This window comes from Streptomyces sp. NRRL S-920 (assembly GCF_000717945.1).
GTDB lineage: Bacteria > Actinomycetota > Actinomycetes > Streptomycetales > Streptomycetaceae > Streptomyces > Streptomyces alboniger.
In genome coordinates, this window is record NZ_JODF01000020.1 from 80,061 (window position 1) to 106,674 (window position 26,614).

The window sequence follows — 26,614 nt, forward strand, 5'->3', positions numbered from 1 at the left end:
TTTCACCCATGACCGACACGAACGCACCTCGCACCACCGGCGCCATCGCCGCAGGCCTCGCCACCGTCACCGCCGACGGCACCATTCTCGACACCTGGTTCCCCGCGCCCCAGCTCACCGCCGAGCCGGGCCCCGCAGGCAGCGAGCGGCTCTCCGCCGAGCGTGCCGTGGAGCTGCTGGGCGAGGGCGCCGCCAAGGCCATCGGCCCGGACGCCCGCCGTGGCGTGGAGATCATCGCTGTACGTACGGTCATCGCGTCCCTCGACGACAAGCCGCTGGACGCCCACGACGTCTACCTCCGGCTGCACCTGCTCTCGCACCGCCTGGTCAAGCCGCACGGCGTGAACCTCGACGGCCAGTTCGCCTTCCTCGCCAATGTCGCCTGGACCTCGCTCGGCCCGGTCGCCGTCGACGACGTGGAGAAGGTGCGGCTCAACGCCCGCGCCGAGGGCCTGCACCTCGCCGTGACGTCCATCGACAAGTTCCCGCGCATGACGGACTACGTCACGCCGAAGGGCGTCCGCATCGCCGACGCCGACCGGGTCCGCCTCGGCGCGCACCTCGCCGAGGGCACCACGGTCATGCACGAGGGCTTCGTGAACTTCAACGCGGGCACGCTCGGCACCTCCATGGTCGAGGGCCGCATCTCTGCCGGCGTCGTCGTCGGCGACGGCTCGGACATCGGCGGCGGCGCCTCCACGATGGGCACCCTGTCCGGCGGCGGCAACGTCCGCATCGTCATCGGCGAGCGCTGCCTGATCGGCGCCGAGGCGGGCGTCGGCATCGCGCTGGGCGACGAGTGCGTCGTCGAGGCGGGCCTGTACGTCACGGCCGGCACCCGCGTGACCATGCCCGACGGACAGATCGTCAAGGCCCGTGAGCTGTCCGGCGCCTCGAACATCCTCTTCCGCCGCAACTCGGTCACCGGCACCGTCGAGGCCCGCCCGAACAACGCGGTCTGGGGCGGCCTGAACGACGTTCTGCACAGCCACAACTAACATCTGCACAGCCACAACCAACACAGGGGGAGCGGTATGCACAGGATGGGTCTCCGGGCTATGGCCCTGGGTGCGGTGACGGTGTTCGGCCTGGTGGCCGGGTGCGGTCAGAGTGTGGGGCAGCCCCGAGGTGAGGGGCACGCGGCGGCGCGGGAGGTGAGCCGGGCCGCGACGGGTGATCACAGTTACCCGCTGCGTAAGAGCGACATTCCCTGGAGCGGTAGCCCGAGCCCGTTCAACGCGCAGGTCAAGCTCGCCGACGGGCGGCGCGTCGCCATGCACTACATGCGCGGCAAGGGGCTCTTCGTGCAGGACTACAGCCCCCGGGCCAGGGGCTGGTCCAAGCCCGCCGTGATCTACAAGACGAGGACCGACGCCTGCCAGGGCATCGGGCTCAAGGCCAAGGACGGCACCGTCGCGGCCTTCGGGGACTTCGCCCCGTGGTGCGCGGACGGCGAACCGCCCAGGGAGTCCGTCGCCGCCGTGGCCACGGGATCGCTGACCAAGTGGGACAAGCACCTCACGAAGAACTTCGACGGCTGGGAGAAGATCGCCGTCGCGCCCGGCGGCAAGAAGGTCACGTTCAGCCGGGGCGGCACCACGCTGCGCTGGACCAAGGCGGCGGGCTTCCCCGGCGCGAACTGAACCTCGCTCCAGCTGAGTGAACCTCGCTCCAGCTGAGTAAAGCTCGCTCCACCCGAGCGGCCACCCTCCGGGGTGGCCGTTTTTCTTTTTCCCGCAGCAGGCATAGCGGGGGACGTCCGGACCCGTCCTCATACACGTGGGAGGGCAACAGGCCCCCCAGGGAGCGAAGGTGACGATGGATGCGCAAGAGCAGGACAGTTTCCGGGACTTCGTGGAGACCAGATCGCCGGCGCTGCTGAAGACCGCCGTGCTGCTCAGCGGCGGCGACCGGCACGCGGGCGAGGACCTGTTGCAGAACGCGCTCGTCAAGGCGGCGGGCCGGTGGCGGCGGATCGACGAGCCGGAGGCGTACGTACGGCGGATCCTGTACCGCCAGCAGGTGAGCCGGTGGCGGCTGAAGTGGCCGCGGCGCGAACTGGCCGTCGCCGAACCGCCGGAGAGCGCCACCGCCGGGGACGGCACGTCCGCCGCCGAACTGCGGATCGTGCTGCGCGGGGTGCTCGCCAAGCTCACCACGCGCCAGCGGACCGTCCTGGTCCTGCGCTACTTCGAGGACCTGCCGGAGGCGGAGGTGGCCCAGATCCTCGGCTGCTCCGTCGGCACCGTGCGCAGCACGACGCACCGCTCCCTCGCCCGCCTGCGGAGCCTCGCTCCCGAACTGGCGCGTCTCGACCAGCCGGACCGCGGACCCAGGCCGGTGTCCCCCGACTTCTCGCCCATGGAGGTATGACCGTGAACATGGAAGAACTCGTGCGCGAGTCGCTGCGGGAGCAGGCCGGCCAAGGCGCGCCCCTGCCCGGGGACTTCGCGGACCGCGTACTGGCCGCGCGGCGGCGCCGCAGGACCCGTACGGTCGCGGGCACCTCGCTCGCCGCCATGACGGCCGCCGTCGTGGCGGTGGCGGTACCGGTGGCCGGCTCCGGCACCGAGCGGCAGGAGACGAGCCCGGCCAGCGAGCTGAAGAGCGGCGACATCGTCGCCCACCCCGGCCAGACCCCGCCGCGCGACCTGATCGCCGCGGGCGGCACGGCGCTCGCGGCGTACAGCACGAACGCACGCGTCAAGCAGCCCGACGGCGACGAGATCGTCACCCGTACCTACCGGCTGCTCGACCAGAAGACCGGCACTTACCGCAAGGACACCCGATGGAGGTGGCTGGACGTCGCCCCCGGTATGCGCACCGCCGCCGTCCTCGAAGGCAAGCTGCCCACCGGGCGGATCGGTCTGCTGAACCTGCTCACCGGCAAGGTCGAGCGCTGGATTCCCGTGGACCGCAAGGTCGGGGGCGTCGAGTTCTCGCCGGACGGCAGGAAGCTCGTCGCCACGACCTACGAGAAGAGCCCGGACCTGCTGGACATGGACCGGCCGATGCACGACGGCAAGCGCGAGCTGCCCGGCCCCGCCGATCCGAGCAGGACCGGCTTCTACGTCATCGACGTGGCGTCGGGTAAATCCGGCTGGAGTGCTGTCAAGACGGCCCAGGGCAACGGCTGGCCCGGCGAGATCAACACCCGGGAGGACTTCGCCTTCAGCCAGGACGGCACCCTGGTCTACTCGAACCTCACCATGGCGCCGTACCGGCGGTACTACGACTTCGAGGGCCACAAGAAGAGCACCCCCCCAAAGGAGAAGCACTTGGGCTCGTTCAACGGCGCTGGGCTCTCACCGGACGGGAAGCTCGCCGCGGGTGATTTCGTGGGCGGCTCCAAGACCACCGCGTCCGAGGTCGTCGACCCCCTCACCGGCAAGCGCGTCGCCAAGGTGCCGGGGCAGCAGCTGCTCGCCTGGGCCGACAGCAAGCGGCTCATCGCCTGGGACATCGCGCCCGGCACGAGCGAGTACCGCAACCGGCTCGTCCTCGTCACCATCGGCAGCCAGAAGACGGTCCCGCTCAGCGGCTTCCGCTCGTCCAAGGCGGACGCGGTCAGCCGCTGGGAGCCGGTCTTCGCCGAACGGTAGGCGGTCTTCGCCCAGCAGTACGCGGTGAGCAGCCCGCCGGTCGCCTCGCGGCCGGCGGGCTACAGCTCGTCAGAATGATGACGTGCCGGCTGCCGCGCATGGCGTACACGCGGTCCTCCACCACGACGGGCCGGTGGTGGTCCGCGAGGCGCAGGACGGCCCGCGACCGGTGCCAACCCGCCCCCGCATGGGTCACCATGGCGGGACAGTCGGTCCCTAGGAGGCGTCATGAGGCTCGGCAAGGCACTCGCCACCGGAATCGCCGAGGAGCAGCCGCGGCAGGAGGAGCCGTCGCGACCGTACGACACGTCCGTGCCCCAATCCGGCCCGAAGACCTCCGAGTCGGCGGCGGAGCCCCTGCCGGTCGAGGCCACGGCCGCCCGATGAGGCCGCGGCTCCCCGAGGAACGCCCGACGGAGCCGCCGACCGGATACAAGATCGCCCGCCCGGTGCTGTCCTACGACGGCACCCGGGCCGCCTTCACCGGCGTCTCCCTCGGCGCGGGCCGGCCCTACGGGGTGCTCGACGAGGCGAGCTGCGTCTACGGCAGACGGCACAGCGCGCCCCACCGCCGCTGCGACTGCGGCTTCCACTGCGTGCACGACCGCGCCACCGCCGAGGGGCTGCTGTGCACCGCCGAGCACCGCAAGGCGGTGCTGCTCGAAGTGACCGTGCTCGGCGTGTACATCCGCTTCGAGCGCGGCTTCCGGTACGGGCGGCAGCGGGTGCGCCGCGCGACCGTCCCGCCGTGCGACTGCGGCGCCACCGCAACCCTCCTCGCCGACGCGGGCTGGGGCAGGCCCGGGTGGTGGGCGCTGGAGGCCGCGTGCGGGCGGTGCCGGGGCGGGCGCCGGGCCGTGGCCGTCGCGGAGTTCGCACGGCTGGCGGGGGAGGGGCTGCGGGTCGTCGCGGCCGCCCCGCCCGCCTCGCCGGAAGGACCGCCGGGCCTTGGGATGCCCGAACTGATGGCCGAGGCCGCGCTACTCCAGGCACGCCTGGACTGGTTCCAGGCCGAGCTGGCCCGGCTGACCGGGGATCAGCGGGGATAGCGCGGCCCGGCACGGGTACCCGGACCTCCCAGCCAGAAGGGAGGCGAAACCCGTGACCGGGACCAGGGAAGAGCGGCCGACGCACGACCCCGCGCAACACTCGGTGGGTCAGCTCGTCGAGCAGGCCACCGCACAGCTATCGGAACTCGTACGCCAGGAAATGCGGCTCGCCGGCCAGGAGATGGCCGAGAAGGGCAAGCGTGCGGGCCGCGGAGGCGGGCTCCTCGGGGCGGCCGGCGCGATCTCCTACATCGGGCTCATGGCGCTGGCGGCCACGGCGATCGCGGCGCTCTCACTCGCCCTGCCCGTCTGGGCCGCCGCCCTGATCGTCACCGGTGTTCTCTTCGCCGTGGCCGGGGTACTGGCGGCAGTGGGGCGCGGGCAGTTGAAGCGCGCGGTTCCACCGGTGCCCCAGGAGGCCATCGACAGCGTCAAGGCTGACGTCGAGGAGATCAAGGGAAGGGCGCACCGATGACCAGCACACCAATGGACCCCGAGGACCCCAAGGGCTCCGAGGACGCTAAGGACTCCAAGGACTCCAAGGACCCCAAGGACTCGGACGAACTGCGCACGCAGATCGAGGAGACCCGCGGCCGACTGGGCGAGACCGTCGAGGAACTGGCGGCGAAGGCGGATGTGAAGACCCGCGCACGGCATCGGGCCGAGGCGGTCAAGGGCCAGGTACGAGGAACGGCGGCACAGGTGAAGGACAAGATGACGGAGCAGGCGGCGCGCGCGAAGGACAAGGCGGCACAGGAGGCGGGCCACGCGAAGAGCGTGATCGCCGAAGGCGCCCCGCAGGCGAAGGGCAAGGCCATCGAGGGCGCGGCGCAGGTCAAGGGCAAGGCCATCGAAGGCGCCGCCCAGGTCAAGGGCAAGGCCATCGAGGGCGCCGCGCTGGCCAAGGGGGCCGTACTCGGCGCCAAGGCGCGCGCGGAGGAGCACCAGGCCGTCGTACAGGCCGAGGAGAAGGTCGCCGAGGCCGCGCGGCTCGTGCAGGAGAACACACCCGAGCCGGTACGTTCCGTCGCGACCGGCGTCGCACGGGCCGGCCGCCGGCGGCCGGGGGCGTTCGTCGCGGCGGGGGCGGGCGTGCTGCTCGCGTTCGTGGTGCTGCGCCGACGCAAGGGCGGTGGCCGCCGATGAGCAAGGCCACCCTGCTCTACAAGCCCGTCGGCATGGCCTTCGGCATGCTCGGAGGCATGGCCGCGGGCGCTCTCTTCCAGCGCACCTGGAAGGCGGTGGCGGGCGAGGACGACGCGCCGGACGCCCACGACGAGGAGCGCACCTGGCGCGAGATCCTCGCGGCCGCCGCGCTCCAGGGCGCGATCTTCGCCGTGGTCAGGGCGGCGGTGGAGCGCGGCGGCGCGGTGAGCGTACGCCGGGTCACCGGCCGCTGGCCCGACTGAGCCGGCCGCACCCCGTCGCCGCTGTGCCCCGGCCGTGTTCCTTCCGGCCGGGGCACAGCGGCGCTCGTACGTGTCGCGGCCACGCGCGCGTGCGGTGGTGGGAGGCTGGCCCCCCGCCCGAGAGGCCGCGTTGACGGCACCGGGCCCCCGGAGGAAGCTCGGCCCATGACCACCACGCGGCAGCATCCCTACGCCCGCTATGTCGCGCTCGGCGACAGCCAGACGGAGGGGCTCGGGGACGGTGACGAGGCGCACGGCTACCGCGGCTGGGCCGACCGCCTCGCCGAGATCCTCGCCGCGGTGAACCCGGACCTCACCTACGCCAATCTCGCCGTGCGCGGCCGGCTGACGGCGGGGATCAAGGCGGAGCAGCTGGGCCCGGCCCTCGCGCTGAAGCCGGACCTGGTGACCGTCATGGCGGGCATGAACGACCTGGTGCGGCCGGGCTTCGACGCCGCGCGCGTGGCTGCCGACCTCGAGGAGATGTTCACCGAACTCACCGCGGCGGGCGCGCACGTGGCCACCGTGACCTTCCCGGACATCGGGCGGATCGCCCCGCTCGCCCGGCGCGCGCTGCCCCGCGTCCTGGACCTGAACGCCCGGATCCGGGCGGCCGCCGACCGGCACGGCGTGACCGTGCTCGACACGTTCCCGCACCGGGTCACCACCGATCCGCGGCTGTGGAGCGGCGACCGCCTGCACGCGAGCCCGCTGGGCCACGCGAGGATTGCCGAGGGCATGGCGGACGCCCTCGGCCTGCCCGGCCACGAGGACTGGCTGACGACGCTGCCACCGCTCGCCCCGGTATCGGTGCTCGGCGAGGTGGCGGCGGAGGCACGCTGGCTGGCCGGGTTCATGGGGCCGTGGCTGTGGCGGCGTATGCGGGGACGCTCGTCGGGCGACGGCAGGGAAGCGAAGCGGCCCGCTCTCGGCGCGGTGACCGTACCGGATCTACCGGATCTACCGGACCTGCCAGATCTACCTGCCGGACCTGCCGGATCTGCCGGATCGCGAACGGGCTTGACCTGAACCTCGGTTGAGGTCGGAACGTGGAACACGCACGCACCGACCCACACCGAGACGGACGGATGGACAGCCATGTCTGCGACCACGGCGACGACCCTGAGCACCGGCACCCACCCCGACCCGGCCCGCCCCGACGCGGGCCTCGCCTTCATCAGCACCTGGGGCACCGGCTCGCCCGAGCGGCAGCGGGCCACCCTGGACGCCATCGCGCACGCCTGGGAGAGCCGCCCCTGGCCGCACGAGGGGCTCCTGTCGTACACGGTGTACGCGGGCTCCGACGGGTCCGAGGGATCGGCGGTCCTGCACCACTCGCACTGGCGGGACGAGGAGTCCTACCAGGACTTCTTCGACAGCGCGCACAACGGCAGGGACGCGCGCAACGCCGAGATCGACGCGGCCGTGGCGGGCATCGAACGCCGCGGCCTGTCCAGGACGCGGCTGTACCGCAGCTGGAGCGCCGCTTCCGGCGGCGAGCGGCGGGAGCCCGGGGCGATCGTGATCGTGCGCGTCGTGTTCGACGGCCCGGACGCGGAGCGGCAGCGCGCCTGGGTGGACGGTGTGCTGGAGGCCCTGGACAGCGACCCGGTCAAGGACAAGGGGCTGATCTCCGCGCACTTCCACCTCAGCGCGGACGGCACGGAAGTCGTCAACTACGCGGAGTGGGAGACCGAGCAGGCCCACATCGACGCGCTCGCCGCGGCGGGCGAGGGCGTGGGCTCGCCGACGCCGCAGTGGCAGCGGGTACGCGAGTTCCCCGGCGTCACGAGCAGCGGCACGGTCGCCCGGTACCGGTTCGCGTACGGCTTCGTACCGAGCTGGGCGTAGATTCGAGGCCCCCTCCCGCCGACGGCCGTGCCCGCCTGGACAGCGGTAGGGGTCGGCGGGACGGTGGAAGGATGACCGGCGGCAAGGAGTTCGACATAGCCCGGGAGTTCGAGGTGGAGGGCTCCCCGGCCCAGCTCTGGGCCGCCCTCACCACCGGCGCCGGCGGCTGGCTGTGTCCCCTGGAGTACGAGCCGCGGGAGGGCGGCACCGCCCCCTTCGGCGGCACCGTCACCCGCTGGGACCCCCCGCACCGCCTCACCGCCCGCGTCGAGGACCCGGACGGCGTGCCCGGCCAGAGCCTCGACCAGCTCGACCACATCATCGAGCCCCGCGACGGCGGCCGCCGCTCCTGGCTGCGCTACGTCCGCAGCGGCGTCTTCACCGAGGACCTGGACGGCCAGTACGCCGACGCCACCCGGCGCACCGACTTCCACCTGCACACCCTGCGTCAGTACATGGCGTACTTCGCGGGCCGCCCCGCCGTCTTCTGCGCCCTCAACGGCCCGCGGCCCTCGATCGCCCCCGACGCCCTCGTCCGCCTCGCCCGCGCCCTCGGCCTGCCCGACGACGCTTCGGTGGGAGCCCGCGTCCGCGTGGAGGGCCCCGGCGAGGAACTGGACGCGGTGATCGACTTCCGTAGCCGGTACTTCATCGGCCTGCGCACGGACGACGCCCTGCACCGCTTCTTCGGACGCGGCCACCGCGGCGCGCCGGTCGGTGTCAGCGTGCACGACTTCGCCCCGCACGCTGACACCAAACGCACCGAACTGGCCTGGCAGGACTGGCTGCACCACCTCTACGGGTGAGAGCGGGCACGGACCCGCCCTGCCGACCCGCCCCCTACGGACCCGCCCTACGGCTTGAAGCGCAGCACCTGCGGGTCGTGATCGCTGTTCTGGTCCGCGAACTCGGCGTTGATGTGCACGCTGTCGTAGGAGAAGTCGTCGCCGACGCCGGGGCTGGTCAGGATCTGGTCGAGGACCTGCGAGTTGCCCTGGTAGACGTACGAGTAACGCTCGCTCCTGGGCAGCGACTTGACGGCCGCGCGCAGGGCGCCGCCGTCCTGGAGGGCCTTGGTGGTCGCCGAGAACTCGAAGTCGTTGATGTCACCGAGCACGACGACGTCCGCGTTCCGCTGGACCTCGCGGATGTCCTTCACGAAGCCGTTCACGGCCTGCGCCTGCTTGAGGCGCTGTACCTCCGAGGAGCGCACCGGCGGCTGGTGGTGCGAGGTGAGGCCCTCGTCGCCGCCCTTGGACCCGAAGTGGTTGGCGATCACGAAGACCGTGCGGCCGCGGAAGACGAACTCACCGGCCAGCGGCTTGCGGCTGTTGGTCCACGCCGCGTTCTGCGGGTCGACGCGGCCCGGCGAGTGGCTCAGCGCGGCCCGCTCGCCCGCGCGGACGACCTCGGTGGGCGTCGTCGCGTCGCCGCCCGCGCGGTCGGTGAAGGAGACCCGCTCCGGGTTGAAGAGGAACACCTGGCGGATGTTGCCGCCCGGCTCGCCGCCGTCCTTGTTGTTCACCGGGTCGATGGAGCGCCACTCGTAGCGCGGCCCGCCCGCGGCGACGATCGCGTCCGTGAACTTCTTCAGGGTCGCGCCCGCGGCGACCGTGCCGTCGTTCTTCGCGCCGTTGTCGTCCTGGATCTCCTCCAGGGCGACGATGTCGGGCGAGGCGAGGTTCGTGACGACCGCGCCGGCCAGCGCGTCGAACTTCGTCTGCGCGTCGCCCGGGTCGAGGTTCTCGACGTTGTACGTGGCCACGGCCAGCTCTCCCTTGGCCTGGCGCCGCGTCTTCTCGCGTACGAGACCCTTGTCGCGTACGTCACCCAGCTCACGGGCGACCAGGGTGTAGCCGCCGAACTGGTTGAAGTCCAGGGGGCCTTCCGCGCCGCCCTTCAGGACATCGCCGACGTTCGCCTTCGGGAAGGGACGCTCGGAGACGGGCGCGAGCTGCTGGATCTGGAGCCGTCCGCCGTTCTGTGCGTCGTAGGAGCCGTAGACGGTGCCGCCGCGCCGGTTGCGGTTCTCGTGGGGCTTCACCGTCACCCACAGCTCGTTGTACGCGTCGGTCGCCCCGACCACGCGCGAGCTGCCGACCGCCACGTTCATGCCCTCCAGGGACTCGTAGAGGTCCAGGGCGTACGTACGCGGCTTCAGCGGCAGCGCGTTGACGCTGTTGTCCTGCGCGGGGTCACCGGCGGGCGCGTAGCGGGAGGGCACCGACTTGGCGCCGACCCTCACCGGCGCGGGCAGCGCGTTGCCGGACGACTCCACGGTCACCGTCGGCTTGGTGATCTGGGTGAGGGACTGGTTGCCGGAGGCGGCGCCGCCGGGCACGTACTCCCCGACCGTCCCGGAGACCCGCACCGCGTCGCCCGGCTTGACGGTGAGCGCCGCCGAGCCGGTGTAGACGAAGACGCCCTCGCTGGTCGCCGGGTCGCCGTCGGCCTTCGTGTCCTGGATCCAGAAGCCCTTGGAGCCGTGGGCGCGGACGCCCGTCACCACCCCGCGGACGTCGGTGACCTGCTGGCCGGCCAGCGGCGAGATCCGGGTCGTGCCCTGGATGTCGTGGACGCGGACCTCGTCGGCCGAGGCCGTGGAGGTGGAGACGGCGAGCAGGCCCGCCGCGAGGGCGGTCGCGACGACGGCGGAGACGGCGGCCGGTCTCGGCATGCGGGGCGTCGGTATCTGAGGCATGAGGGGCTCCGGATGAGGGTGAGGGAACGGTGCTGCGGTGCAGGGCCGTGCGGGCGCTCTACGCGCGTCAATCTCTTGCGTGACCAGGGGAGTTGTCAAGGTCGTGCCGGTGTTCTTGACCTGGACGTTTTCTGACAGGGACATGAACCGGGCGGCATGGTGCCAAATCCGTCTAGGCTTGCGCCCTGCCGACCTTCCCCGCGCTCTTGACTCCGTCGAGCAGGGGAGCGCCCCACCCCCCGGAGGAGAACCAGCCGATGTCCGTAAGCCCCGCCACCCTGCCGCCGGTGCTGCTGCACTCCGAAGCGGAGCTCGCGCGGGCCGCGCTCGCCAGCCCGCTGCTGTCCCGCGCCGTGCGGCTCGCCCGCTGGGCGGGACCCGAGACCCGGGTCGGCGCGGGCGGCGAACTCGTCGACGCCCAGCTCCCGGCGGCCGCCGCCGAGCTGGGCCTCGCGGCGGACGACCCGGACGCGGCCGCGCTCGCCAGCGAGGCCTGGCGGATCGCCGTCGACACCGGCCTGGTCGAGGTCATTGACGCCGAGGAGGAGGGCGCGGAAGGCACCGTCACCCCGGGCGAGGACCTCGCGGTGCTCTCCGCGGGCGGCCCGCAGGACGTCCTCGGCGTCTGGCTGGGCGCCCTGGACACCGTCTACGCGGACGCCACCGTGCCGGACATGGACAACCTCCTCGACGTCCTGGAGGAGAACGGCGAGGTCGACTTCGACCAGCTCGGCTGGGACCCGCAGGCCGAGGCCGACTTCCTCGACGGCGTCCTCGGCAACCTCTACCTGCTCACCGTGGGCGACGCCGCGGCCGGTGGGGGCCCCGTGCCGCTGCCCGCGCTCGCCGCCTCGATGATCGTCCCCGACGACATGGGCGAGCCCACGGACGACATCCTGGAGCAGGTGTCGGACGCGATGATGAAGCTCGACGACCAGTTCCGCCTCTTCGAGCCGCTCGGCCTGGTCGAGTACCAGCCGGTGGACGAGGCCCTCATGGCCGAGATCGACGCCCCCGACGAAACCGGTGCGACCGGCGCCACCGAGGTGCCCGCGCCGATCGACGACGAGGACGTCACCCGGTACGGCATGGTCCGGCTCACCCCCCTCGGCCTGTACGGCGTCCGCGCCCGCATGCTGGAGGCCGGCGTCGACGCGCCCGCCGTCGGCGACCTCGCCGACAAGGGCGCGGACGCGCTCCTGGCGGGCACCTCCGGCTTCCCGCAGGCCGCCGCGCAGGCGGAGATCGAGCAGTGGCTCGCCCGGCACGAACCGCTGGCCGCCGCACGGGAGTTGCTGGCCGCGGCCCGCGGCGGCGACGAGGGCGCGCCGCTGCGCAGGCTCCGCTGCCAGCAGGCGCTGTCCCTGGTCGGCGGCGAGGCGGAGCCCGCCCTGCGGGAGGTGCTCGACGACCCGCAGCTCGGCGGGCTCGCCCGGGTATGGCTCACCGAGCACGGGGCGACGGACGTGCCCGCCCCCTCCGAGCAGCTCATCTTCTGGCTCACCATCGACACGCTCGCCGCGCAGCTCAGCGCCGAGGGCAACTCTGACGAGCTTCAGGGCCTGGTCGAAGGCCTCGCGCAGCAGCACAGCGGCTTCTTCGCCACCGCGTGGCGGGTGGAGCACCCCGCGACGGCGGACGTCCTGGAGGCGATGGGCCGCCTCCACCCCGACAAGAAGGTGGCGAAGGAGGCCCGCAAGGCGGCCTTCAAGGCCAGGTCCCAGCAAGGCATGTGAGCCCGGGGAGGGGCCCCGGCACCCCGGGTGGGCCAGGCAGCCCAGGCCCACCCGGGATCCGCTCACCCGTCAGTACGCGTAATGCGTGACCGAGCCGTTGCATCCAGTCGCCGCGGGCACCGCGGGTCAAGGTGTCCCGCGGTGTTTTCCCGGCAGCGGCGCGGGCCAGGGGGTCGGCGCCGCGATTGCGTCCTCGTCCCACTCCAGCAGTTCCGTGATGTCGTCCTCATGGCGGTGGATCAGGTCGGCGACCGGTTCGCTCGCCCACCAGGGGAACGCCGCGGCCCGCTCCCCGCACCAGGCCATCACCTCCGCGACCGTGGGGCGGGCCGCCGGGGCGCGGGTCAGACAGCGGCCGAGGAAGTCGGCCCAGGCGGCGCCCGGGACGCCCAGCAGGTCCGGCTCCTCGTGCAGCGTGCGGTGCAGGACCTCCGGGGCGCGGCCCGAACCGAACGGGCCCCGCCCGGTCGCCGCCACCGTGAGGACCGCGCCGAGCGCGAACACATCGGCCGCGGGCCCCGGCCGGGCGTCCCGCGCCAGCAGCTCGGGGGCGATGAAGCCGGGCGAACCGATGACCGGGCCACCGGCGTCCGGGTCCTCCTCGTCGGCCGTGCGCCCCGCGACGCGGAAACCGAGGAGCTTCGGCCCGGTGCGGGTGACGATGACGTTGGAGGGCTTCACGCCGCGGTGGACGACCCCGGCCGCGTGCACCCCCGACAGGGCGTGGGCGAGCACCGCGCCCAGCGCGGCGAGATCGGCGTCGCCCAGTGGCCCGTACGTGGCCACGGCCTCCGGCAGACCCGGCCCCGCGCAGAACTCGACCGCGAGCCACGGCTCCTCGGCGTCCGGATCCGCGTCGAGCACGGCGGCCGAGTACGGGCCGGTCACGGCCCGCGCGGCGGCCGCCTCGCGCCGGAAGCGCTCACGGAACCCCGGGCCGGCCGCGAGGTGCGCGTGGACCGTCCTGACGGCGACCGGCCGCCCGGACGCGGACCGCGCCAGCTGGACACGGCCCCTGTCGCCCTCGCCGAGCGGTGAAACGATCCGGTACCCGCCGACCTCCACGGGCGCTCCTTCCAGCGGGCCCGGGGCGGGCCCTTGCGGCGACAGGATGATCTGACGGTCTGTGCGACGTCTGAGGGGCATCGTACGGTTGCGGCTGCCGTGCGGCGTGCCGTCGCGGTGCGTCGCTCTCGTGGTACGGAACGTGATTCCCGTAACCCTTTCGGGTCGTCCCGAGGTGCCGGATACGTTGCCGTGACTGGGGTTTGTGTGTCTGTTCCATACCGATGTGAGAGCGGTGTGAGCTCGGAGCATGGTGCGTCGGGCGTCCGGGGGCGCATACTTCGAATATGACGAGGCCCGCCGGCTCGCGCCGCCACCTGCCGAACAGTCCCTTCAACGTGCCCGCTCCGCCCGCCCCACCCGTAGAGCAGTTCGCCGTGGGTGACCGTGTCTCCCACGACCAGTACGGACTCGGGAGGATCGTCGGCGTCGAGGGAGAGGACGCGGTCGTCATCGACTTCGCGGGCCGTCAGGGACGGTTCCTGAGTCCCTACCCGAAGCTCGCCAAGCTCTGACATCCGAAGACCTGATCCGACGCACGTGAGGGGCGGCGGGCCGCGCATGCGGCCTTCCGCCCCTCACGCATGCGTGCCCTACAGCGCCTGTGCCGCCGGCTTCACCATGCCGCGCACGGTGCGGGACTTGACGAACTGCCCCATACCGGTCATTTCCCACTCGCCGGTGAACTGCTTGATGAGCTTGGCCATCATGACGCCCGTCTGCGCCTCGGCGTTGGTCAGGTCGAAGCGGACCAGCTCCTCGCCGGACGCCGCGTCGATCAGACGGCAGTAGGCCTTGGCGACCTCGGTGAACTTCTGCCCGGAGAAGGAGTTCACCGTGAAGACCAGGCCCGTGACGTCCTGCGGGAGGCGGCCGAGGTCGACGACGATCACCTCGTCGTCGCCGCCGCCCTCGCCCGTGAGGTTGTCACCGGAGTGCTTGATCGCGCCGTTCACGATCGACAGCTTGCCGAAGTAGCAGCTGTCGACGTGGTTGCGATTCGGGCCGTACGCGATGACGGAGGCGTCCAGGTCGATGTCCTTGCCACGGAACGCGGGCTCCCAGCCGAGGCCCATCTTGACCTGGGAGAGCAGCGGCTTGCCGCCCTTGACCAGGGACACCGTCTGGTTCTTCTGGAGGCTGACCCGGCCCTTGTCCAGGTTGATCTTCCCGGCGCCGGGCGCGGGCGCCGGGGGAGCGGCGGGCGCGGCCGGGGCGGCCTGACGCGGGTCGGCGACCGGCGGGGGCGGACCCTGGACCGGCTGGCCCGCCGGGGGAGCCATCGGGGCGGCGGGGGTGGCGGCCGGGGCCGGGGCGGGCTCCTCGACCGAGACGCCGAAGTCCGTCGCGATGCCCGCGAGGCCGTTCGCGTACCCCTGGCCGACCGCGCGGGCCTTCCACGCGCCGTTGCGCAGATAGATCTCGACGATCACCAGGGCCGTCTCGGTGCCGAGCTGCGGCGGGGTGAAGGTGGCGAGCACGGAGCCGTCGTCCGCGTTGCGGATGGTGGCGGTGGGCTCGATGCCCTGGAAGGTCTGGCCCGCCGCGTCCGGGCTCGCGGTCACGACGATCTTCTCGATGCCGGACGGCACGGAGGCCGTGTCCACGGTGATCTTGTCGGGGGTCGTGCCACCGCCCGACTGATAGGTCACACCGGGGCCCGAGGGCTGGTTGAAGAAGATGAAGTCGTCGTCGGAGCGCACCTTGCCGTCGGCGGTGAGCAGCAGGCCCGATACGTCGAGCCGCACCGGAGCGGCGACGTCCACCGCCACGCGGGCGGCGGTCAGGGGGATGTTCGAGCCGGGGGTCATAGCTGTCATGCCAGGGGTAACGAACGACCCCTCTTTGCCGTTCCCTTACCCGGCCAGGGAATTTTCCCGGTCCGGCGCGCGGCGGCCCCTTGCCCGGGTCTCAGCCGCGGTTGCGCGGGTGGGCGCGGGCGGCGCGCTCGTTGCCGTGCTTGTAGTTGCCGGTCCAGCGGGCCATCACCAGCTGGGGGTCGCCACTCGCCGCCTCGGCGAGGAACTGTTCGGCGCGGGCACCGCGGAGCGTCCCGGCGGCACGTCCGCCGTGGGTGATCACGACAGTGCCGTCCGCGCGCTGTTCGTAGGTGAATCCATGAGGTCTCGGCATGGCCGGAGCGTACGTCCGGCCCTGCCGCACCGATACCGAATCACGGCCTAGCCGTCACGGCACCACGACGATCTTCCGGCCCAGCCCGGCGGCGAACCGGTCCAGTGCCAGCGGGTAGTCGTCCAGCGGCAGCCGGTCGCTGATGAACACCTCCGGGTCGAGCACCCCCGCCGCGAAGAGTTCGGCCGCGCGTTCGTAGCTGTGCAGGACCGCCATCGAACCGGTGATGGTGATCTCCTGGTTGTAGATCCGGTACGGGTCGATGGTGACGCGCGTGGCGTAGTCGGCGACGCCGAACTGGAGGAACGTGCCCGCCTTGGCGACCCGGTCCAGGCCGTCCTGGATGGCGCCCGCGTTGCCCGTCGCGTCGATCACCACGTCCCAGCCCTCCGGGCGGTCCAGTTCGTCGGCGCCGGCCGCCGAGCCCGAGACCCCGAGCCGCGCCGCCGTCGCGAGCCGCCGCGGGTTGACGTCGACGACATCGACACTCGCGGCGCCGGTCCGCTTGGCCAGTTCCAGCATCATCAGGCCCATCGTTCCCGAGCCGTAGATCAGCACGTGCGCCCCGAGCCGCGCCCGCAGCACGTCGTAGCCGCGCACCGCGCAGGACAGCGGCTCGATCAGGGCGGCGTCCTGGGTGCGTACGTGGTCGGGGAGCCGTACGCAGTTGGCGGCGGGCGCGAGGGCGTACTGGGCGGCGCCGCCCGCCGTGGTCACGCCGATCGCGGCCCACCGCTCGCACATGTTGCCCCGCCCGGCCCGGCACTGGCGGCACTCGTGGCAGTGCAGCGAGGGGTCGACCGCGACCCGGTCGCCGAGGGCGAGCCCGGTGACGTCACGGCCCCGCTCGACGACGGTACCGGCGAACTCGTGGCCGGGCACCACCGGCAGCGTGGGCGCGAACTCCCCCTGGCGGATGTGCAGGTCGGTGCCGCACAGGCCGCACGCGGCGACCTCCACGACGACCTCGCGGGGGCCGGGCGCCGGGTCGGGCACCTCGCCGACGACGACCTTGCCCACCGACTCGACGATCGCGGCCTTCATTTCACGGCTCCCAACGACAGGCCCTGGACCAGCTTGTCCTGGGCGGCGAACCCCGCGGCGAGCACCGGCAGGGAGATCACGAGCGACGCGGCGCACACCTTCGCCAGGAACAGGCCCTGGCTGGTGATGAAGCCGGTCAGGAAGACGGGCGCGGTCTGGGCGACGACGCCCGTGAGCACCCGCGCGAAGAGCAGTTCGTTCCAGCTGAAGATGAAGCAGATCAGGGAGGTCGCGGCGATGCCGGGCAGCGCGATGGGCGCCACCACGCGCGCGAGGATGGTCGGCAGCCGCGCCCCGTCGATCCGCGCGGCCTCGATGACGGCCTTCGGCACCTCGGCGAGGAAGGACTGCATCATCCACACCGCGATCGGCAGGTTCATCGAGGTGTAGAGGAGGACGAGCAGCCAGATGTTGTCCAGCAGCCCGGTGTTCCTGGCGAAGAGGTACAGGGGCAGCAGGCCCGCCACGGCCGGCAGCATCTTCGTGGACAGGAAGAAGAAGAGCACGTCCGTCCACTTCTTCACGGGCCTGATGGACAGGGCGTACGCGGCGGGCAGGGCCAGCACGAGCACGCAGAGCGTGGAGACGATTGAGGCCACCGCGGAGTTGATGAGCGACGGCCAGGGGCTCGCGCCGCCGCCCGCCCCGAAGAAGTCGCGGTAGCCGTCCAGGGTGAGCGAGGCGGCGAGCGAGGGCGGGTTGGTGGCCGCGTCCTCCTCCGAGTGGAAGGAGGTCAGCGCCATCCAGGCGAGGGGCAGGAAGAACAGGATCCCGGCGAGCCACGCGGTCAGACCGAGCCCGACACCTTTGGCACCTTTGACGCGTACGTTACTCATGCGCGGGACGCCTCCTCACGGAACAGGGACGAGACGACCCGCAGTACGAAGGTCGCGATGAGGAGCGAGCCGATGACGACGAGGACGCCGGCCGCGGAGGCCAGGCCGTTCTCGTGTGCCTGGTAGAAGCTCTGGTAGACGGTGTAGGGGAGGTTGGCGGTGCCGAGGCCGCCCGAGGTGAGGGTGAAGACGGCGTCGAAGTTCTGCACGATGTGGATCGAGCCGAGCAGGGCGCCCAGTTCGAGATAGCGGCGCAGGTGCGGCAGCGTCAGATGGCGGAAGACCTGCCAGTCGCCCGCGCCGTCCATGCGGGCCGCTTCGACCAGTTCGGTATCGCGGCTCTGGAGCCCCGCGAGCAGGATCAGCATCATGAAGGGCGTCCACTGCCACACCAGCGAGGCCTCGATGGCGAGCAGCGGGGTGGTGGAGATCCAGTCGGGCTGCGCCGCGCCCTCCCCGCCGGCCCAGCGCAGAAGGCCGTTGAACAGGCCGTACTCGGGGTTGTAGAGCACGTGCTTCCACAGCAGCGCGGCGGCCACCGGCACCAGCAGGAACGGCGCGATGAGCAGCGTGCGCACGAGGCCGCGCCCCTTGAACCGGCGGTCGAGCAGCAGTGCGAGGCCGAGCCCCAGGACGAGGCTCGCGAGGACCACGGACGCCGTGAGCAGGATCGTGGTCAGGACCGAGGCGCGCAGGTCGGGGTCGGTGAGGACCTCGGAGTAGTTGGCGAACCAGGTGAAGGAACGGGCGTGCGGATAGAGGGCGTTCCAGTCGAAGAAGGAGATCACCAGGGTGGCCACGAACGGCAGCTGGGTCACGGCGATCATGAAGACGAGGGCGGGGAGCAGGGGCGCCCTGGTGGCCCAGGCGCGCAGCCGTCCGGGAGGCCTCGGGGCGGGCACGCGCGCGTGGGTGAGGGCGGGCGTGCCGGTGGCGGTGGCGGTCATCGTCCCTCGTACTCCTCGGAGATCTTCTCGGCGAGCCGCTGGGACGTGCGCAGCGCCGCGTCGACGGACTGGCGTCCGGCGATGGCCGCGCTGATCTCCTGGGAGACCTTGGTGCCGAGGTCGGTGAACTCGGGGATGCCGACGAACTGGATGCCGGGCGCGGGGCGCGGCTGTACGCCCGGGTCGCGGGGCCTGGCCCCTTCGACGGCGGCGCGGGTGACGTCCTGGAAGGCGGCGGCTGCCTTGCGGTAGGCGGGGTTCGCGTACGTCGAGGCGCGCTTCCCGGCGGGGACGTCCGCCCAGCCGGTCTTCTCGCCGACCAGTTCCTCGTACTCCTTGCCCGACGCCCAGGAGATGAACTTCCAGGCCTTGTCGGGGTTCCTGGAGGCCTTCTGCATGCCCCAGGCCCAGGTGTAGAGCCACCCGGAGTTCTCCGTCCGCACCACCGGGGCGGGTGCGTAGCCGATCCTGCCCCTGACCGGGGACGTGGCGGACTCCAGCGAACCGGCGGCGGCCGTCGCGTCGTACCACATGGCCGTCTTGCCCTGGGTGAGGTTGTTGAGGCACTCGGCATAGCCGGACTGGGCGGCCCCGGACTGGCCGTGTTCGCGAACGAGGTCTACGTAGAAGCGAGTTGCCTTTCCGAACTCGGGGGAGTCCAGGCGCGCCTTCCAGTCCTTGTCGAACCAGGTGCCTCCGAAGGTGTTCACCACGGTCGTCAGCGGCGCCATCAGCTCGCCCCAGCCGGGCAGGCCGCGCAGGCAGATGCCCTTCATGCCCGGCTGCGCGCCGTCCACCCGGGCGGCGAGCCTCGCCACCTGCTGCCAGGTGGGGTGCTCGGGCATCGTCAGGCCCGCCTTCTTGAAGACGTCCTTGCGGTACATCAGGAAGGACGACTCTCCGTAGAAGGGCTGTCCGTAGAGCTTGCCGTCGTCGCCGGTGAGGGACTGGCGCATGGACGGCAGGATGTCCTTCTCGTCGTACGCCGTGTCCTCACGGGCGTACGAACCGACCTCGTGCAGCCAGCCGTTCCTGGCGTAGATCGGTATCTCGTAGTTGCTCAGGGTGGCGACGTCGTACTGTCCCGCCTGGTTGGCGAAGTCCTGGCTGATCTTGTCGCGGACGTCGTTCTCCGGCAGGACGGTGAAGTTCACCTCGATGCCGGTCCGCCGGGTGAAGTGGGCGGCGGTGAGCTTGCGCAGCTCCATCATCTGCGGGTTGTTCACCATGAGGACGTTCAGGGAGTCGCCTGAACCGGTCCCGCCCGCGCCGGTCCAGCAGCCGGCGAGCAGCGGGGCGAGCAGCGCCCCTGCGGCGGCCGCGGCGAGCGCGCGCGGCCTTGGTCGGCTCGGGGTTCGCATAAGTGCTCCTGGACTTAAGGGGAGGATTATGTATTTTCCGGGCACGCCAAGGCGTGCGGGGGCACGGTGTGCCGCAGGGGGGACGTCAGGCGCGGACGACCTGCGGGCCGAGGAGGGAGTAGCGGTGGGCCTCGGAGGCGGGCAGGCGGCTGCTCGTGACGATCGTGTCCAGGTCGCCGATCCCCGCGAACCGGCAGAAGCTCGTCGCCCCGAACTTGGTGTGCACGCCCAGGAAGACGGTGCGCCGCGACGCCCTGATCGCCTGCGCCTTCACCTCGCTGACCGCCGGGTCGGGCGTCGTCAGGCCGTGCTCGCGGGAGATGCCGTTGGCGCCGATGTAGGCCAGGTCGATGACGAACCCGGCCAGCATGCGGGTCGTCCAGTGGTCGACGGTGGCGAGCGTGCCCGGCCGGACCCGCCCGCCGAGCAGCAGGACGGTGATGTGGTCGGCCTCCGCGAGGACGCCCGCGGTGGCCAGTGAGGCGGTCACGACGGTCAGCGGCCGGCCGGCCGACGCCCCGGGCAGCGCCTCGGCGGTCAGCTGGGGCGTGAACCCCTCGTCGACGAAGACCGTCTCGGCGTCGCCGAGCAGCCCGGCCGCGGCGGCGGCGATGCGCCGCTTCTCCGGGACGTGCATGGTCGTGCGGAAGGCGAGCGTGGTCTCGAAACCCGCGCTCTCCACGGGGTAGGCGCCGCCGTGGGTGCGGCGGACCAGGCCGTGGTCCTCCAGGGCGCGCAGGTCGCGGCGGACGGTCTCCTTCGCGACGCCGAGCTGGGCGGCGAGCGCCGTCACGTCGACGGAACCGGAGTGGCGGGCCGCACTGACGATCAGCCGCTGACGTTCCTCCGCGGTCATCGGCGCCACCACCTTCTTCCCTGGTCCGAGCGTGCCCGTTCGGGCCCTGTGGGGAAGTTCTACAGCGCGGGCAAGGGCGTGACCAGGTGCGCAGCGGGCGGGATGCTGCCCGTTTGCGCCCGCTTGGCGGGGTGGCCGCCTGCGGTGCGGGCGGCAGGCGTGCCCGTTTCGGGGGAGCGGGCCGCCCGTTTGCCGCCCGGCCCGAACCGGATCGGCGAATCCACGCCCCGGGAGCGCGGGGTGAAGCCCACCGCGTGGCCGCCGCCTTCGCCGCGCACGCGGCATGGGCGGCAGCAGCCCGGCGCCGCTCGCGGGCCCTGTCGCACCCGGGTTGATCGCCGTTACGATCCGCGCACCAATCGTCGCTCCGGTACCAGGGGACAGAGGAGACAAGGTGCGCAACAAGGCGATATCCGGGCTGGTCTGCGCCGCGCTGACAGCGGGTGCCACGGTGCTCGGCGGCGTGGCACCCGCCACCGCACAGGGCGGGCAGGCCGCCGTCCAGGGCACGGCCACCGACTCCGTGCGCGAACGGCTGGAGAAGATACCCGGCATGAAGGTCGTCTCCGTCGCGGACAAGGAGGGCCACCCCCTCTACACGCTGACGTACGTCCAGCCCGTCGACCACCGCAAACCCGGCGGCGCCACCTTCACGCAGCGCGCCACGCTCTGGCACAAGTCCACGGACAAGCCGACCGTCCTCTACACCAGCGGCTACACCCTCCCCGGTGGCACCGCCTCCCTCACCCGGCTGATCGACGCCAACCAAGTCAGCGTCGAACACCGCTACTTCGCCCGGTCCCGCCCGTCCGGCGCGGCGGGCGACGACTGGTCCAAGATGACCGTCCAGCAGGAGGCCGCCGACGAGCACCGCCTCACCCGCGCCCTGCGCACCATCGAGAAGGGCAAGTGGCTCGGCACGGGCGCCAGCAAGGGCGGCATGACCGCCACCTACCACGAGCGCTACTACCCCGGCGACCTGGACGCCGTCGTCGCCTTCGTCGCTCCCAACGACGCCGTCCACCGCGACGACAGCGGCTACGAGCGCTTCTTCAAGACGGTCGGCACCAAGGAGTGCCGGGACGCGCTGAACGCCGTACAGCGCGAGATGCTCGTACGCCGCGACACGCTGCTCCCCAAGTTCGAGGCCGACGCGAAGGCGGACGGCGACACGTTCGAGGAGACCCTCGGCACCACCGACCGGGCCTACGAGTTCGCGGTCCTGGACCAGGTGTGGAACTTCTGGCAGTCCGGCACCGCCGCCGACTGCTCCACCGTCCCCGACGCGAAGAGGGCTACCGACGACGAGCTGTACGGCTGGTCGAAGAAGCACGGCCTGAGTGTCTACCGCGACGAGGACCTCGGCACCAACGGCTCCGGCCCCTACTACCGCCAGGCCGCCACCCAACTCGGCTGGGCCGACCTGAAGTTCAAGCACCTCAAGGACGTCCGGCACTACCCGGACCTCTACCAGCCCAACTCGGTGCTGCCCGCCGCCATGCGCGGCACGTACAACGGCGCGACCGTGGCCGACGTCGACCGCTGGGTGAAGAGCAGCGGTCGGCGGATGATGTTCATCTACGGCCAGAACGACCCCTGGAGCGCGGAGCGCTTCACCCCGAGCCGCCACGACTCCTACCGCTACGAGGTGCCGGGCGCCAACCACGGCGCGTCGATCGCTGCGCTGCCCGAGGCCGAGCGGACGAAGGCCGTGGCCACCATCAAGCGCTGGGCGGACGTGAAGTAGCCCGGCACCCGAGGAGCAGGGGCGCGGCGATCAGCAGCCGCGCCCCCGCGAGCACCGGCAGCAGCACACGGACGTCCACGCACTCCACGAGGGCCGCGCCCGCCGCGATGCCGACCGCGGTCGGGGTGAACATCAGCGTGTTGGCGGTCGCCGCCACCCGGCCGAGCAGCGCGTCAGGGGTCTCGCGCTGCACCGCCGTCAGCCCCGCGATCAGCACGCAGGGCAGCCCGACGCCGTTCGCGAAGCTTCCCGCGAGGACCGCCGCGTCACTCGGCAGCGCGCTCAGGCCCGCCGCCACCCCGGTCAGCGCGATGCCCGCCCCGCCGAACCGCCACGCCCCGAAGCGCCGCAGCAGCGCCCCCGACGCCACGCCCACCGCGACGGATCCGGCGCCCTGCACGACGTACAGCACGCCCGTGTACGCGGGGGAGCGGCCGAGCCCCTCCACGATCGCGTACACCAGCGCGCCGCTGACGCCCGACGACAGCATCGTCAGACCGCCCGCCACCACGAGGGGCCGCAGCCGCTCGTGCCCCCACAGATAGCGGGCCCCCTCGGCGGTCCGCTCCCGCAGGGACGCCCGCTCACGCACCGGGGCACTCTCCCGCACCCGCAGCAGCCCGTACATGCCCGCGGCCAGTACAAACGTGACGGCGTCCAGGAGGGCCACGCGAGCGCCCCCGTACGCGGCGAAGAGGCCCGCCCCCGCGAGGGGCGCCACCAGCTTCATGCCCTCATTGGCGGACATCCGCAGGCCGTTGAAGTCGCCGAGCAGCTCCTTGCCGACGGCCGTCGGCACCAGCGCGGCCTCCGCCGCGTCCGTGACGACGCCGCACGCCCCGTACACCAGGAGGACGGCGAAGAGGATCCAGAGCTGTCCCGTGCCGTCCACGGCGAACAGGGAGAGGAGCAGCACGCCGAGCGCGAGGTTGGCGGCCACCAGGAGCGGTTTGCGGCGGGTGCGGTCGGCGAGGGTGCCGAGCAGCGGGCCGATGAGGGCGGGCGCCCACAGGGCGAACTGGCAGAGCGCGGCGAGCCCGTCGGAGCCCGTCAGCTCCTTCACCCAGATGCCGGAGGCCAGCCACAGCGCGGAGGTCCCGAAACCGGAGACCACCACCGCGCCCAGATAGAGGCTCGCGTTGCGGTCCCGCAGGACGCGCCCGATCGTCGATGTCATGCCAGGTGATGCTGGTTTCTAAGGCCCCGGCGTCGGAATCGGGCGCTTTCCCTAACGCGGACCGATGAGTTCGGGGCACGCGGCCGGTCACCAGAGGAGACCTACCGATACAGCTGCCTTAGCGGAGGCCCCGATGACCGGTGACATCCCGTCCGGTGACACTGATTCCGGTGACATCCTCGACCTCGGCCCGCAGGCCCGCCTGGTGGCACGCCTCGCCGAACGCATCACGGACGGACAGCTCGCGGCGCCCACACCCTGCCCCGACTACGCGGTACGGCACCTCCTCGGCCATCTGATCGGCCTCGCCCGCGCCTTCGAGCAGGCGGCGCGCAAGGAGTTCGGGCCGGCACTGGACACGGACCCCGCGAGTCATGTGCCGGACATCGGCCCCGGCTGGCGCGAGGAGCTGGCCGAAGCCCTGGACGCCCTCGCCGGGGCCTGGCGCGACCCGGCGGCCCGGCAGGGCATGACCCGGGCGGGCGGCGTCGACCTGCCCGGCGAGGTCGCGGGCCTCGTCGCCCTCGATGAACTGGTCGTCCACGGCTGGGACCTGGCGCGGGCCACCGGCCAGGAGTACGCGCCGGACGAGGCCGACCTGGAGGGCGCGCGGGCGCTGCTGACACCCACCGGCGAGGCGGGCGGGGAGCCGGACGGGCTGTTCGGCAAGCCGGTCCCGGTCCCGGAAGGGGCGCCTCTCCTGGACCGCGTGATCGGTCTGAGCGGCCGCGACCCGGGGTGGCGTGCCGGGGGCTGACGGGCGGATGCGCCAGGGCCCGGGACCGGCCGCCCGGAAGTCGGCGTAGCGAGATAGATTGCATTCCTGACTAGGTCGCCATACGGTCTAGGTAGCTCAGACGCTCAGGGGCCGCGCGACAGGCGTGGACACGCACCGCGCGGCCCCCTCGGGAAGGGGGACCCATGACCATCTCGCCGGACTTCTCGGTCGCATCGACGACCGTCACGGCCGTGCTCGCCGCCTATCTGCTGCTCGGCGAGCCCTGGGCCGGCCGCCGGACCTACGCCTCGCTGGCCCGGCGCAGGGACGCCGAACCCCGCGCCCTCGTCCGCTACTTCGGCCTCGTGCTCGCCGTGTGGGCGGCCTTCGCCGCCGTCGCCGTGGCGGCGCTGCTGCTCTCGCCGGGCGCCGACGCCGCCGACTTCGGCATCACCGCGCCCGAACGGCCCCTCTACTCCCTGACCCTGGCCCTCATCTTCGCCGCGCTCGCCGTGGCGTCGGGGCGCAACTTCCGCAGCCTGGCCGAGCAGGGCAAGAACGTGCCGGGGCTCGCCTCCATCGAGGCCATGCTGCCGCGCACCGCCGAGGAGCGCAGGCTCGCGATCGTCGTCGCCGTGACCGACGGCATCTGCGCCAACCTCGTCTACCGCGGCCTGCTCATCGCCTTCGGCGTCGGCGCGCTCGGCCTCCCCCTCTATGGGGCGGCGGCCCTCTCGGTCCTCGTGTACGCGGTCGCCGGGTTCTACCAGGGCCGCCAGGGCGTCGCCGTCTTCGGCCTCCTCGGCGCCGTGCTGACCGGCCTCTACCTCGCCACGGGCAGCCTGCTGCTCCCCGTCGTGGCCCATGTGGCCCTCTCCGTGCGCGACCTCACGCTGCCCGCGCCGGACAAGCTTTGTGCCCCGTCCGCCGCATGACCGGAGACCTCCGCCCACGGGAGACGGCCGTGCCGAAGAAAGGCCTCACGCCATGACCGACCGCCGCGCCAGCTGGTTCAAGGGCGTACTCGACCTCCTCGTCCTCGCGAGCCTCACCGGCGGTGAGAGCTACGGCTACGAGATCGCCAAGCAGCTCGGTGCCGCGGGCTTCGGGCAGATCAAGGGCGGCACGCTCTATCCCGTGCTCAACCGCCTGGAGGAGGCGGGTCTGGTCGCCGCGGAGTTCCGCGTCGCCGAGAAGGGTCCGGGGCGGCGCTACTACCGGCTCACCGACGCGGGCCGGGAGACCCTCGGCGAGCAGGGCGGGCTGTGGCTGGCCTTCGACGCGTCCGTGCGCGAGGTCCTGGCGGGGGCGGGAGTGGGAGAGCGATGAACGGGGCGAGCGGGGTGGACGGGACGAGCACGGTGAACGAGACGAGCGCGGTGGATGGGACGAGCACAGTGGACGGAGCGGACGCGGTGAACACGCGGTACGAACAGGACAGTTACCTCCTCGACCTCGCCGGTCGGCTGCGGGCGCGCGGCCTGCCCGCCGACCGAGTCGAGTCGACCGTCGCGGAACTGGCCGCGCATCTGGAGGAGGCGGGAGGTGACGCGCTGGAGGAGTTCGGCCCGGCCGACGAGTTCGCCGAGCTGCTGGTGCCCGCCACGGGGGAGCGGGCACCACGGACCCCGGCCGCCCATGTCGAGACCTGGCGCTGGACCGCCGACATCTACGTCGACGAGGAGCTGTTGAACCGCTTCGGCGACGAGGGCTGGGAGGTGGAGCGGGTCGACGCGCTCGGCCGCTTCGTCAGCCGCCGTGACCCCGAGCACCCGCAGCGCTGGGAGTACCGGCGCGAGCTGGTCGCGCGCGGCCGCGAGGGCCTGGACGCACGCCTCGCGCCCGACGGGTGGGAGGCGTGCGGCACCTGGCTGGTGCACGCGTGGTTCAAGCGGCCGAGGGCGGCCAGTCTCGGTCCCGGCGCGGAGATCGCCTCGCCGCCGCCCGCGCCGGAGCGGAGCAACTTCCTGAGCCGGAAGTTCTACGTCCTGGCAGGCGTCGTCCTCGCCGCGGTGACCGTCTCGGGGATCTCGTCCGCGCTCGACGACGGCGCGGGCTCCGGGCTCGGCCAGGCGGCAGGCCTGCTGGTCGGTGCCTGCGTGCCGATCCTGCTGGTCGTGGTCGGCCAGTCGTGGCGCGTCCGGCGCGACCGGAACCGGACCTAGGGCCTGTCCGGCGGATCATGCCGCGGGTCGCGGGGTCTGGCACTTCCCCAAGCTCTCGGCTTCGCTCGAGCAGGGGAGACCCCATCCAAGCTCTCGGCTTCGCTCGAGCAGGGGGCGACCCCATCGCGTTGCCGCCCTCCTCCGCCTTGCATCTCGACGCACCAGACCCCGCTCACCAGCGCAGAAAGGTGACCGCCACCCAAGTGCGGCCTGATCC

General features: G+C 72.4%; 29 protein-coding genes. 19 read left to right on the forward strand and 10 right to left on the reverse strand.

All coding sequences use genetic code 11. The features are described from left to right. Positions 1–8: 8 nt before the first annotated feature. From dapD to IG54_RS0117220, 12 genes are all read left to right on the forward strand, one after another. Complete coding sequence (dapD, locus tag IG54_RS0117165) at positions 9–998, forward strand: 2,3,4,5-tetrahydropyridine-2,6-dicarboxylate N-succinyltransferase (RefSeq protein WP_030784235.1); 990 nt, start codon at positions 9–11, stop codon at positions 996–998. Between the two features lie 45 nt (positions 999–1,043). Further along, positions 1,044–1,643 (forward strand): hypothetical protein, encoded by a 600-nt coding sequence (locus tag IG54_RS0117170; protein ID WP_234336212.1) that lies wholly within the window; start codon positions 1,044–1,046, stop codon positions 1,641–1,643. 175 nt (positions 1,644–1,818) lie between these two features. Further along, entirely contained in the window at positions 1,819–2,373 is a 555-nt protein-coding gene (locus tag IG54_RS0117175; protein WP_030784241.1) for a SigE family RNA polymerase sigma factor, read from the forward strand. Further along, complete coding sequence (locus IG54_RS0117180) at positions 2,370–3,602, forward strand: WD40 repeat domain-containing protein (RefSeq protein WP_420712260.1); 1,233 nt, start codon at positions 2,370–2,372, stop codon at positions 3,600–3,602. The genes IG54_RS0117175 and IG54_RS0117180 overlap by 4 nt, the downstream gene beginning before the upstream one ends. 228 nt (positions 3,603–3,830) lie before the next feature. Beyond that, a complete protein-coding gene (locus IG54_RS42025) occupies positions 3,831–3,989 on the forward strand; it encodes a hypothetical protein (RefSeq protein WP_158708879.1) in 159 nt (52 codons plus the stop codon). Beyond that, positions 3,986–4,651 carry a hypothetical protein gene (locus tag IG54_RS0117190; protein ID WP_030784247.1) on the forward strand — a complete coding sequence of 222 codons (666 nt, stop codon included), beginning with the start codon at positions 3,986–3,988 and terminating at the stop codon, positions 4,649–4,651. Before IG54_RS42025 ends, IG54_RS0117190 begins: the two co-directional genes overlap by 4 nt. A gap of 52 nt (positions 4,652–4,703) precedes the next feature. Further along, positions 4,704–5,126 (forward strand): phage holin family protein, encoded by a 423-nt coding sequence (locus IG54_RS0117195; RefSeq protein WP_030784251.1) that lies wholly within the window; start codon positions 4,704–4,706, stop codon positions 5,124–5,126. Beyond that, positions 5,123–5,797, forward strand: coding sequence for a DUF3618 domain-containing protein (locus IG54_RS38000; protein ID WP_078594188.1), 675 nt, complete (start codon positions 5,123–5,125; stop codon positions 5,795–5,797). The genes IG54_RS0117195 and IG54_RS38000 overlap by 4 nt, the downstream gene beginning before the upstream one ends. Continuing rightward, positions 5,794–6,060, forward strand: coding sequence for a DUF4235 domain-containing protein (locus IG54_RS0117205; RefSeq protein ID WP_030784256.1), 267 nt, complete (start codon positions 5,794–5,796; stop codon positions 6,058–6,060). The genes IG54_RS38000 and IG54_RS0117205 overlap by 4 nt, the downstream gene beginning before the upstream one ends. 165 nt (positions 6,061–6,225) lie before the next feature. Beyond that, complete coding sequence (locus IG54_RS0117210) at positions 6,226–7,089, forward strand: SGNH/GDSL hydrolase family protein (RefSeq protein ID WP_030784257.1); 864 nt, start codon at positions 6,226–6,228, stop codon at positions 7,087–7,089. Between the two features lie 69 nt (positions 7,090–7,158). Next, the gene (locus IG54_RS0117215; RefSeq protein WP_030784259.1) at positions 7,159–7,911 is read left to right on the forward strand and encodes an antibiotic biosynthesis monooxygenase; all 753 of its coding nucleotides are present in this window, start codon (positions 7,159–7,161) and stop codon (positions 7,909–7,911) included. A gap of 71 nt (positions 7,912–7,982) precedes the next feature. Next, a complete protein-coding gene (locus IG54_RS0117220; RefSeq protein ID WP_030784262.1) occupies positions 7,983–8,717 on the forward strand; it encodes an SRPBCC family protein in 735 nt (244 codons plus the stop codon). 47 nt (positions 8,718–8,764) lie between these two features. On the opposite strand, the gene IG54_RS0117225 is transcribed toward IG54_RS0117220, so the two are convergent. After that, positions 8,765–10,612, reverse strand: a complete 1,848-nt coding sequence (locus IG54_RS0117225; RefSeq protein WP_030784264.1) for an endonuclease/exonuclease/phosphatase family protein — start codon at positions 10,610–10,612, stop codon at positions 8,765–8,767. Between the two features lie 257 nt (positions 10,613–10,869). Here IG54_RS0117225 and IG54_RS0117230 point away from each other — a divergent pair, with 257 nt between their 5' ends. Beyond that, the gene (locus IG54_RS0117230) at positions 10,870–12,348 is read left to right on the forward strand and encodes a hypothetical protein (protein WP_030784267.1); all 1,479 of its coding nucleotides are present in this window, start codon (positions 10,870–10,872) and stop codon (positions 12,346–12,348) included. Between the two features lie 126 nt (positions 12,349–12,474). Here IG54_RS0117230 and IG54_RS0117235 read toward each other — a convergent pair whose 3' ends face one another. Next, a complete protein-coding gene (locus IG54_RS0117235; protein WP_051819564.1) occupies positions 12,475–13,413 on the reverse strand; it encodes a serine/threonine-protein kinase in 939 nt (312 codons plus the stop codon). 287 nt (positions 13,414–13,700) lie between these two features. Here IG54_RS0117235 and IG54_RS0117240 point away from each other — a divergent pair, with 287 nt between their 5' ends. Beyond that, entirely contained in the window at positions 13,701–13,928 is a 228-nt protein-coding gene (locus tag IG54_RS0117240) for a CarD family transcriptional regulator (RefSeq protein ID WP_030784272.1), read from the forward strand. Positions 13,929–14,006: 78 nt separating this feature from the next. Here IG54_RS0117240 and IG54_RS0117245 read toward each other — a convergent pair whose 3' ends face one another. From IG54_RS0117245 to IG54_RS0117275, 7 genes are all read right to left on the reverse strand, one after another. Then, positions 14,007–15,224 carry a TerD family protein gene (locus IG54_RS0117245; RefSeq protein ID WP_030784274.1) on the reverse strand — a complete coding sequence of 406 codons (1,218 nt, stop codon included), beginning with the start codon at positions 15,222–15,224 and terminating at the stop codon, positions 14,007–14,009. Between the two features lie 100 nt (positions 15,225–15,324). After that, on the reverse strand, positions 15,325–15,546 hold the full coding sequence (locus IG54_RS0117250) for a hypothetical protein (protein ID WP_030784278.1): 222 nt from the start codon (positions 15,544–15,546) through the stop codon (positions 15,325–15,327). A 54-nt stretch (positions 15,547–15,600) separates the two neighbouring features. Next, positions 15,601–16,590: a zinc-dependent alcohol dehydrogenase family protein gene (locus tag IG54_RS0117255; protein WP_030784280.1), complete on the reverse strand. Its 990-nt coding sequence runs from the start codon at positions 16,588–16,590 to the stop codon at positions 15,601–15,603. Beyond that, complete coding sequence (locus IG54_RS0117260; protein WP_030784282.1) at positions 16,587–17,426, reverse strand: carbohydrate ABC transporter permease; 840 nt, start codon at positions 17,424–17,426, stop codon at positions 16,587–16,589. Before IG54_RS0117260 ends, IG54_RS0117255 begins: the two co-directional genes overlap by 4 nt. Further along, the gene (locus tag IG54_RS0117265) at positions 17,423–18,373 is read right to left on the reverse strand and encodes a carbohydrate ABC transporter permease (protein WP_030784285.1); all 951 of its coding nucleotides are present in this window, start codon (positions 18,371–18,373) and stop codon (positions 17,423–17,425) included. The genes IG54_RS0117260 and IG54_RS0117265 overlap by 4 nt, the downstream gene beginning before the upstream one ends. Further along, on the reverse strand, positions 18,370–19,734 hold the full coding sequence (locus IG54_RS0117270) for an ABC transporter substrate-binding protein (protein ID WP_030784288.1): 1,365 nt from the start codon (positions 19,732–19,734) through the stop codon (positions 18,370–18,372). Before IG54_RS0117270 ends, IG54_RS0117265 begins: the two co-directional genes overlap by 4 nt. Before the next feature lie 85 nt (positions 19,735–19,819). Next, positions 19,820–20,590, reverse strand: coding sequence for a DeoR/GlpR family DNA-binding transcription regulator (locus tag IG54_RS0117275; protein ID WP_030784290.1), 771 nt, complete (start codon positions 20,588–20,590; stop codon positions 19,820–19,822). Between the two features lie 394 nt (positions 20,591–20,984). Here IG54_RS0117275 and IG54_RS0117280 point away from each other — a divergent pair, with 394 nt between their 5' ends. Next, positions 20,985–22,337 (forward strand): S28 family serine protease, encoded by a 1,353-nt coding sequence (locus IG54_RS0117280; protein WP_030784293.1) that lies wholly within the window; start codon positions 20,985–20,987, stop codon positions 22,335–22,337. On the opposite strand, the gene IG54_RS0117285 is transcribed toward IG54_RS0117280, so the two are convergent. Then, positions 22,312–23,514 (reverse strand): MFS transporter, encoded by a 1,203-nt coding sequence (locus IG54_RS0117285; RefSeq protein WP_037897294.1) that lies wholly within the window; start codon positions 23,512–23,514, stop codon positions 22,312–22,314. The two genes, IG54_RS0117280 and IG54_RS0117285, sit on opposite strands and share 26 nt — an antisense overlap. A gap of 133 nt (positions 23,515–23,647) precedes the next feature. Here IG54_RS0117285 and IG54_RS0117290 point away from each other — a divergent pair, with 133 nt between their 5' ends. The 4 genes from IG54_RS0117290 to IG54_RS38005 all read left to right on the forward strand — a co-directional run bounded on the left by IG54_RS0117290 (position 23,648) and on the right by IG54_RS38005 (position 26,397). Continuing rightward, positions 23,648–24,271: a TIGR03086 family metal-binding protein gene (locus IG54_RS0117290; protein ID WP_051819566.1), complete on the forward strand. Its 624-nt coding sequence runs from the start codon at positions 23,648–23,650 to the stop codon at positions 24,269–24,271. Positions 24,272–24,435: 164 nt separating this feature from the next. Then, positions 24,436–25,167 (forward strand): CPBP family intramembrane glutamic endopeptidase, encoded by a 732-nt coding sequence (locus IG54_RS0117295; protein WP_037897296.1) that lies wholly within the window; start codon positions 24,436–24,438, stop codon positions 25,165–25,167. Between the two features lie 52 nt (positions 25,168–25,219). After that, positions 25,220–25,561, forward strand: a complete 342-nt coding sequence (locus IG54_RS0117300) for a PadR family transcriptional regulator (RefSeq protein ID WP_030784304.1) — start codon at positions 25,220–25,222, stop codon at positions 25,559–25,561. Further along, complete coding sequence (locus tag IG54_RS38005) at positions 25,558–26,397, forward strand: hypothetical protein (protein ID WP_158708880.1); 840 nt, start codon at positions 25,558–25,560, stop codon at positions 26,395–26,397. The genes IG54_RS0117300 and IG54_RS38005 overlap by 4 nt, the downstream gene beginning before the upstream one ends. Positions 26,398–26,614: the final 217 nt, after the last annotated feature.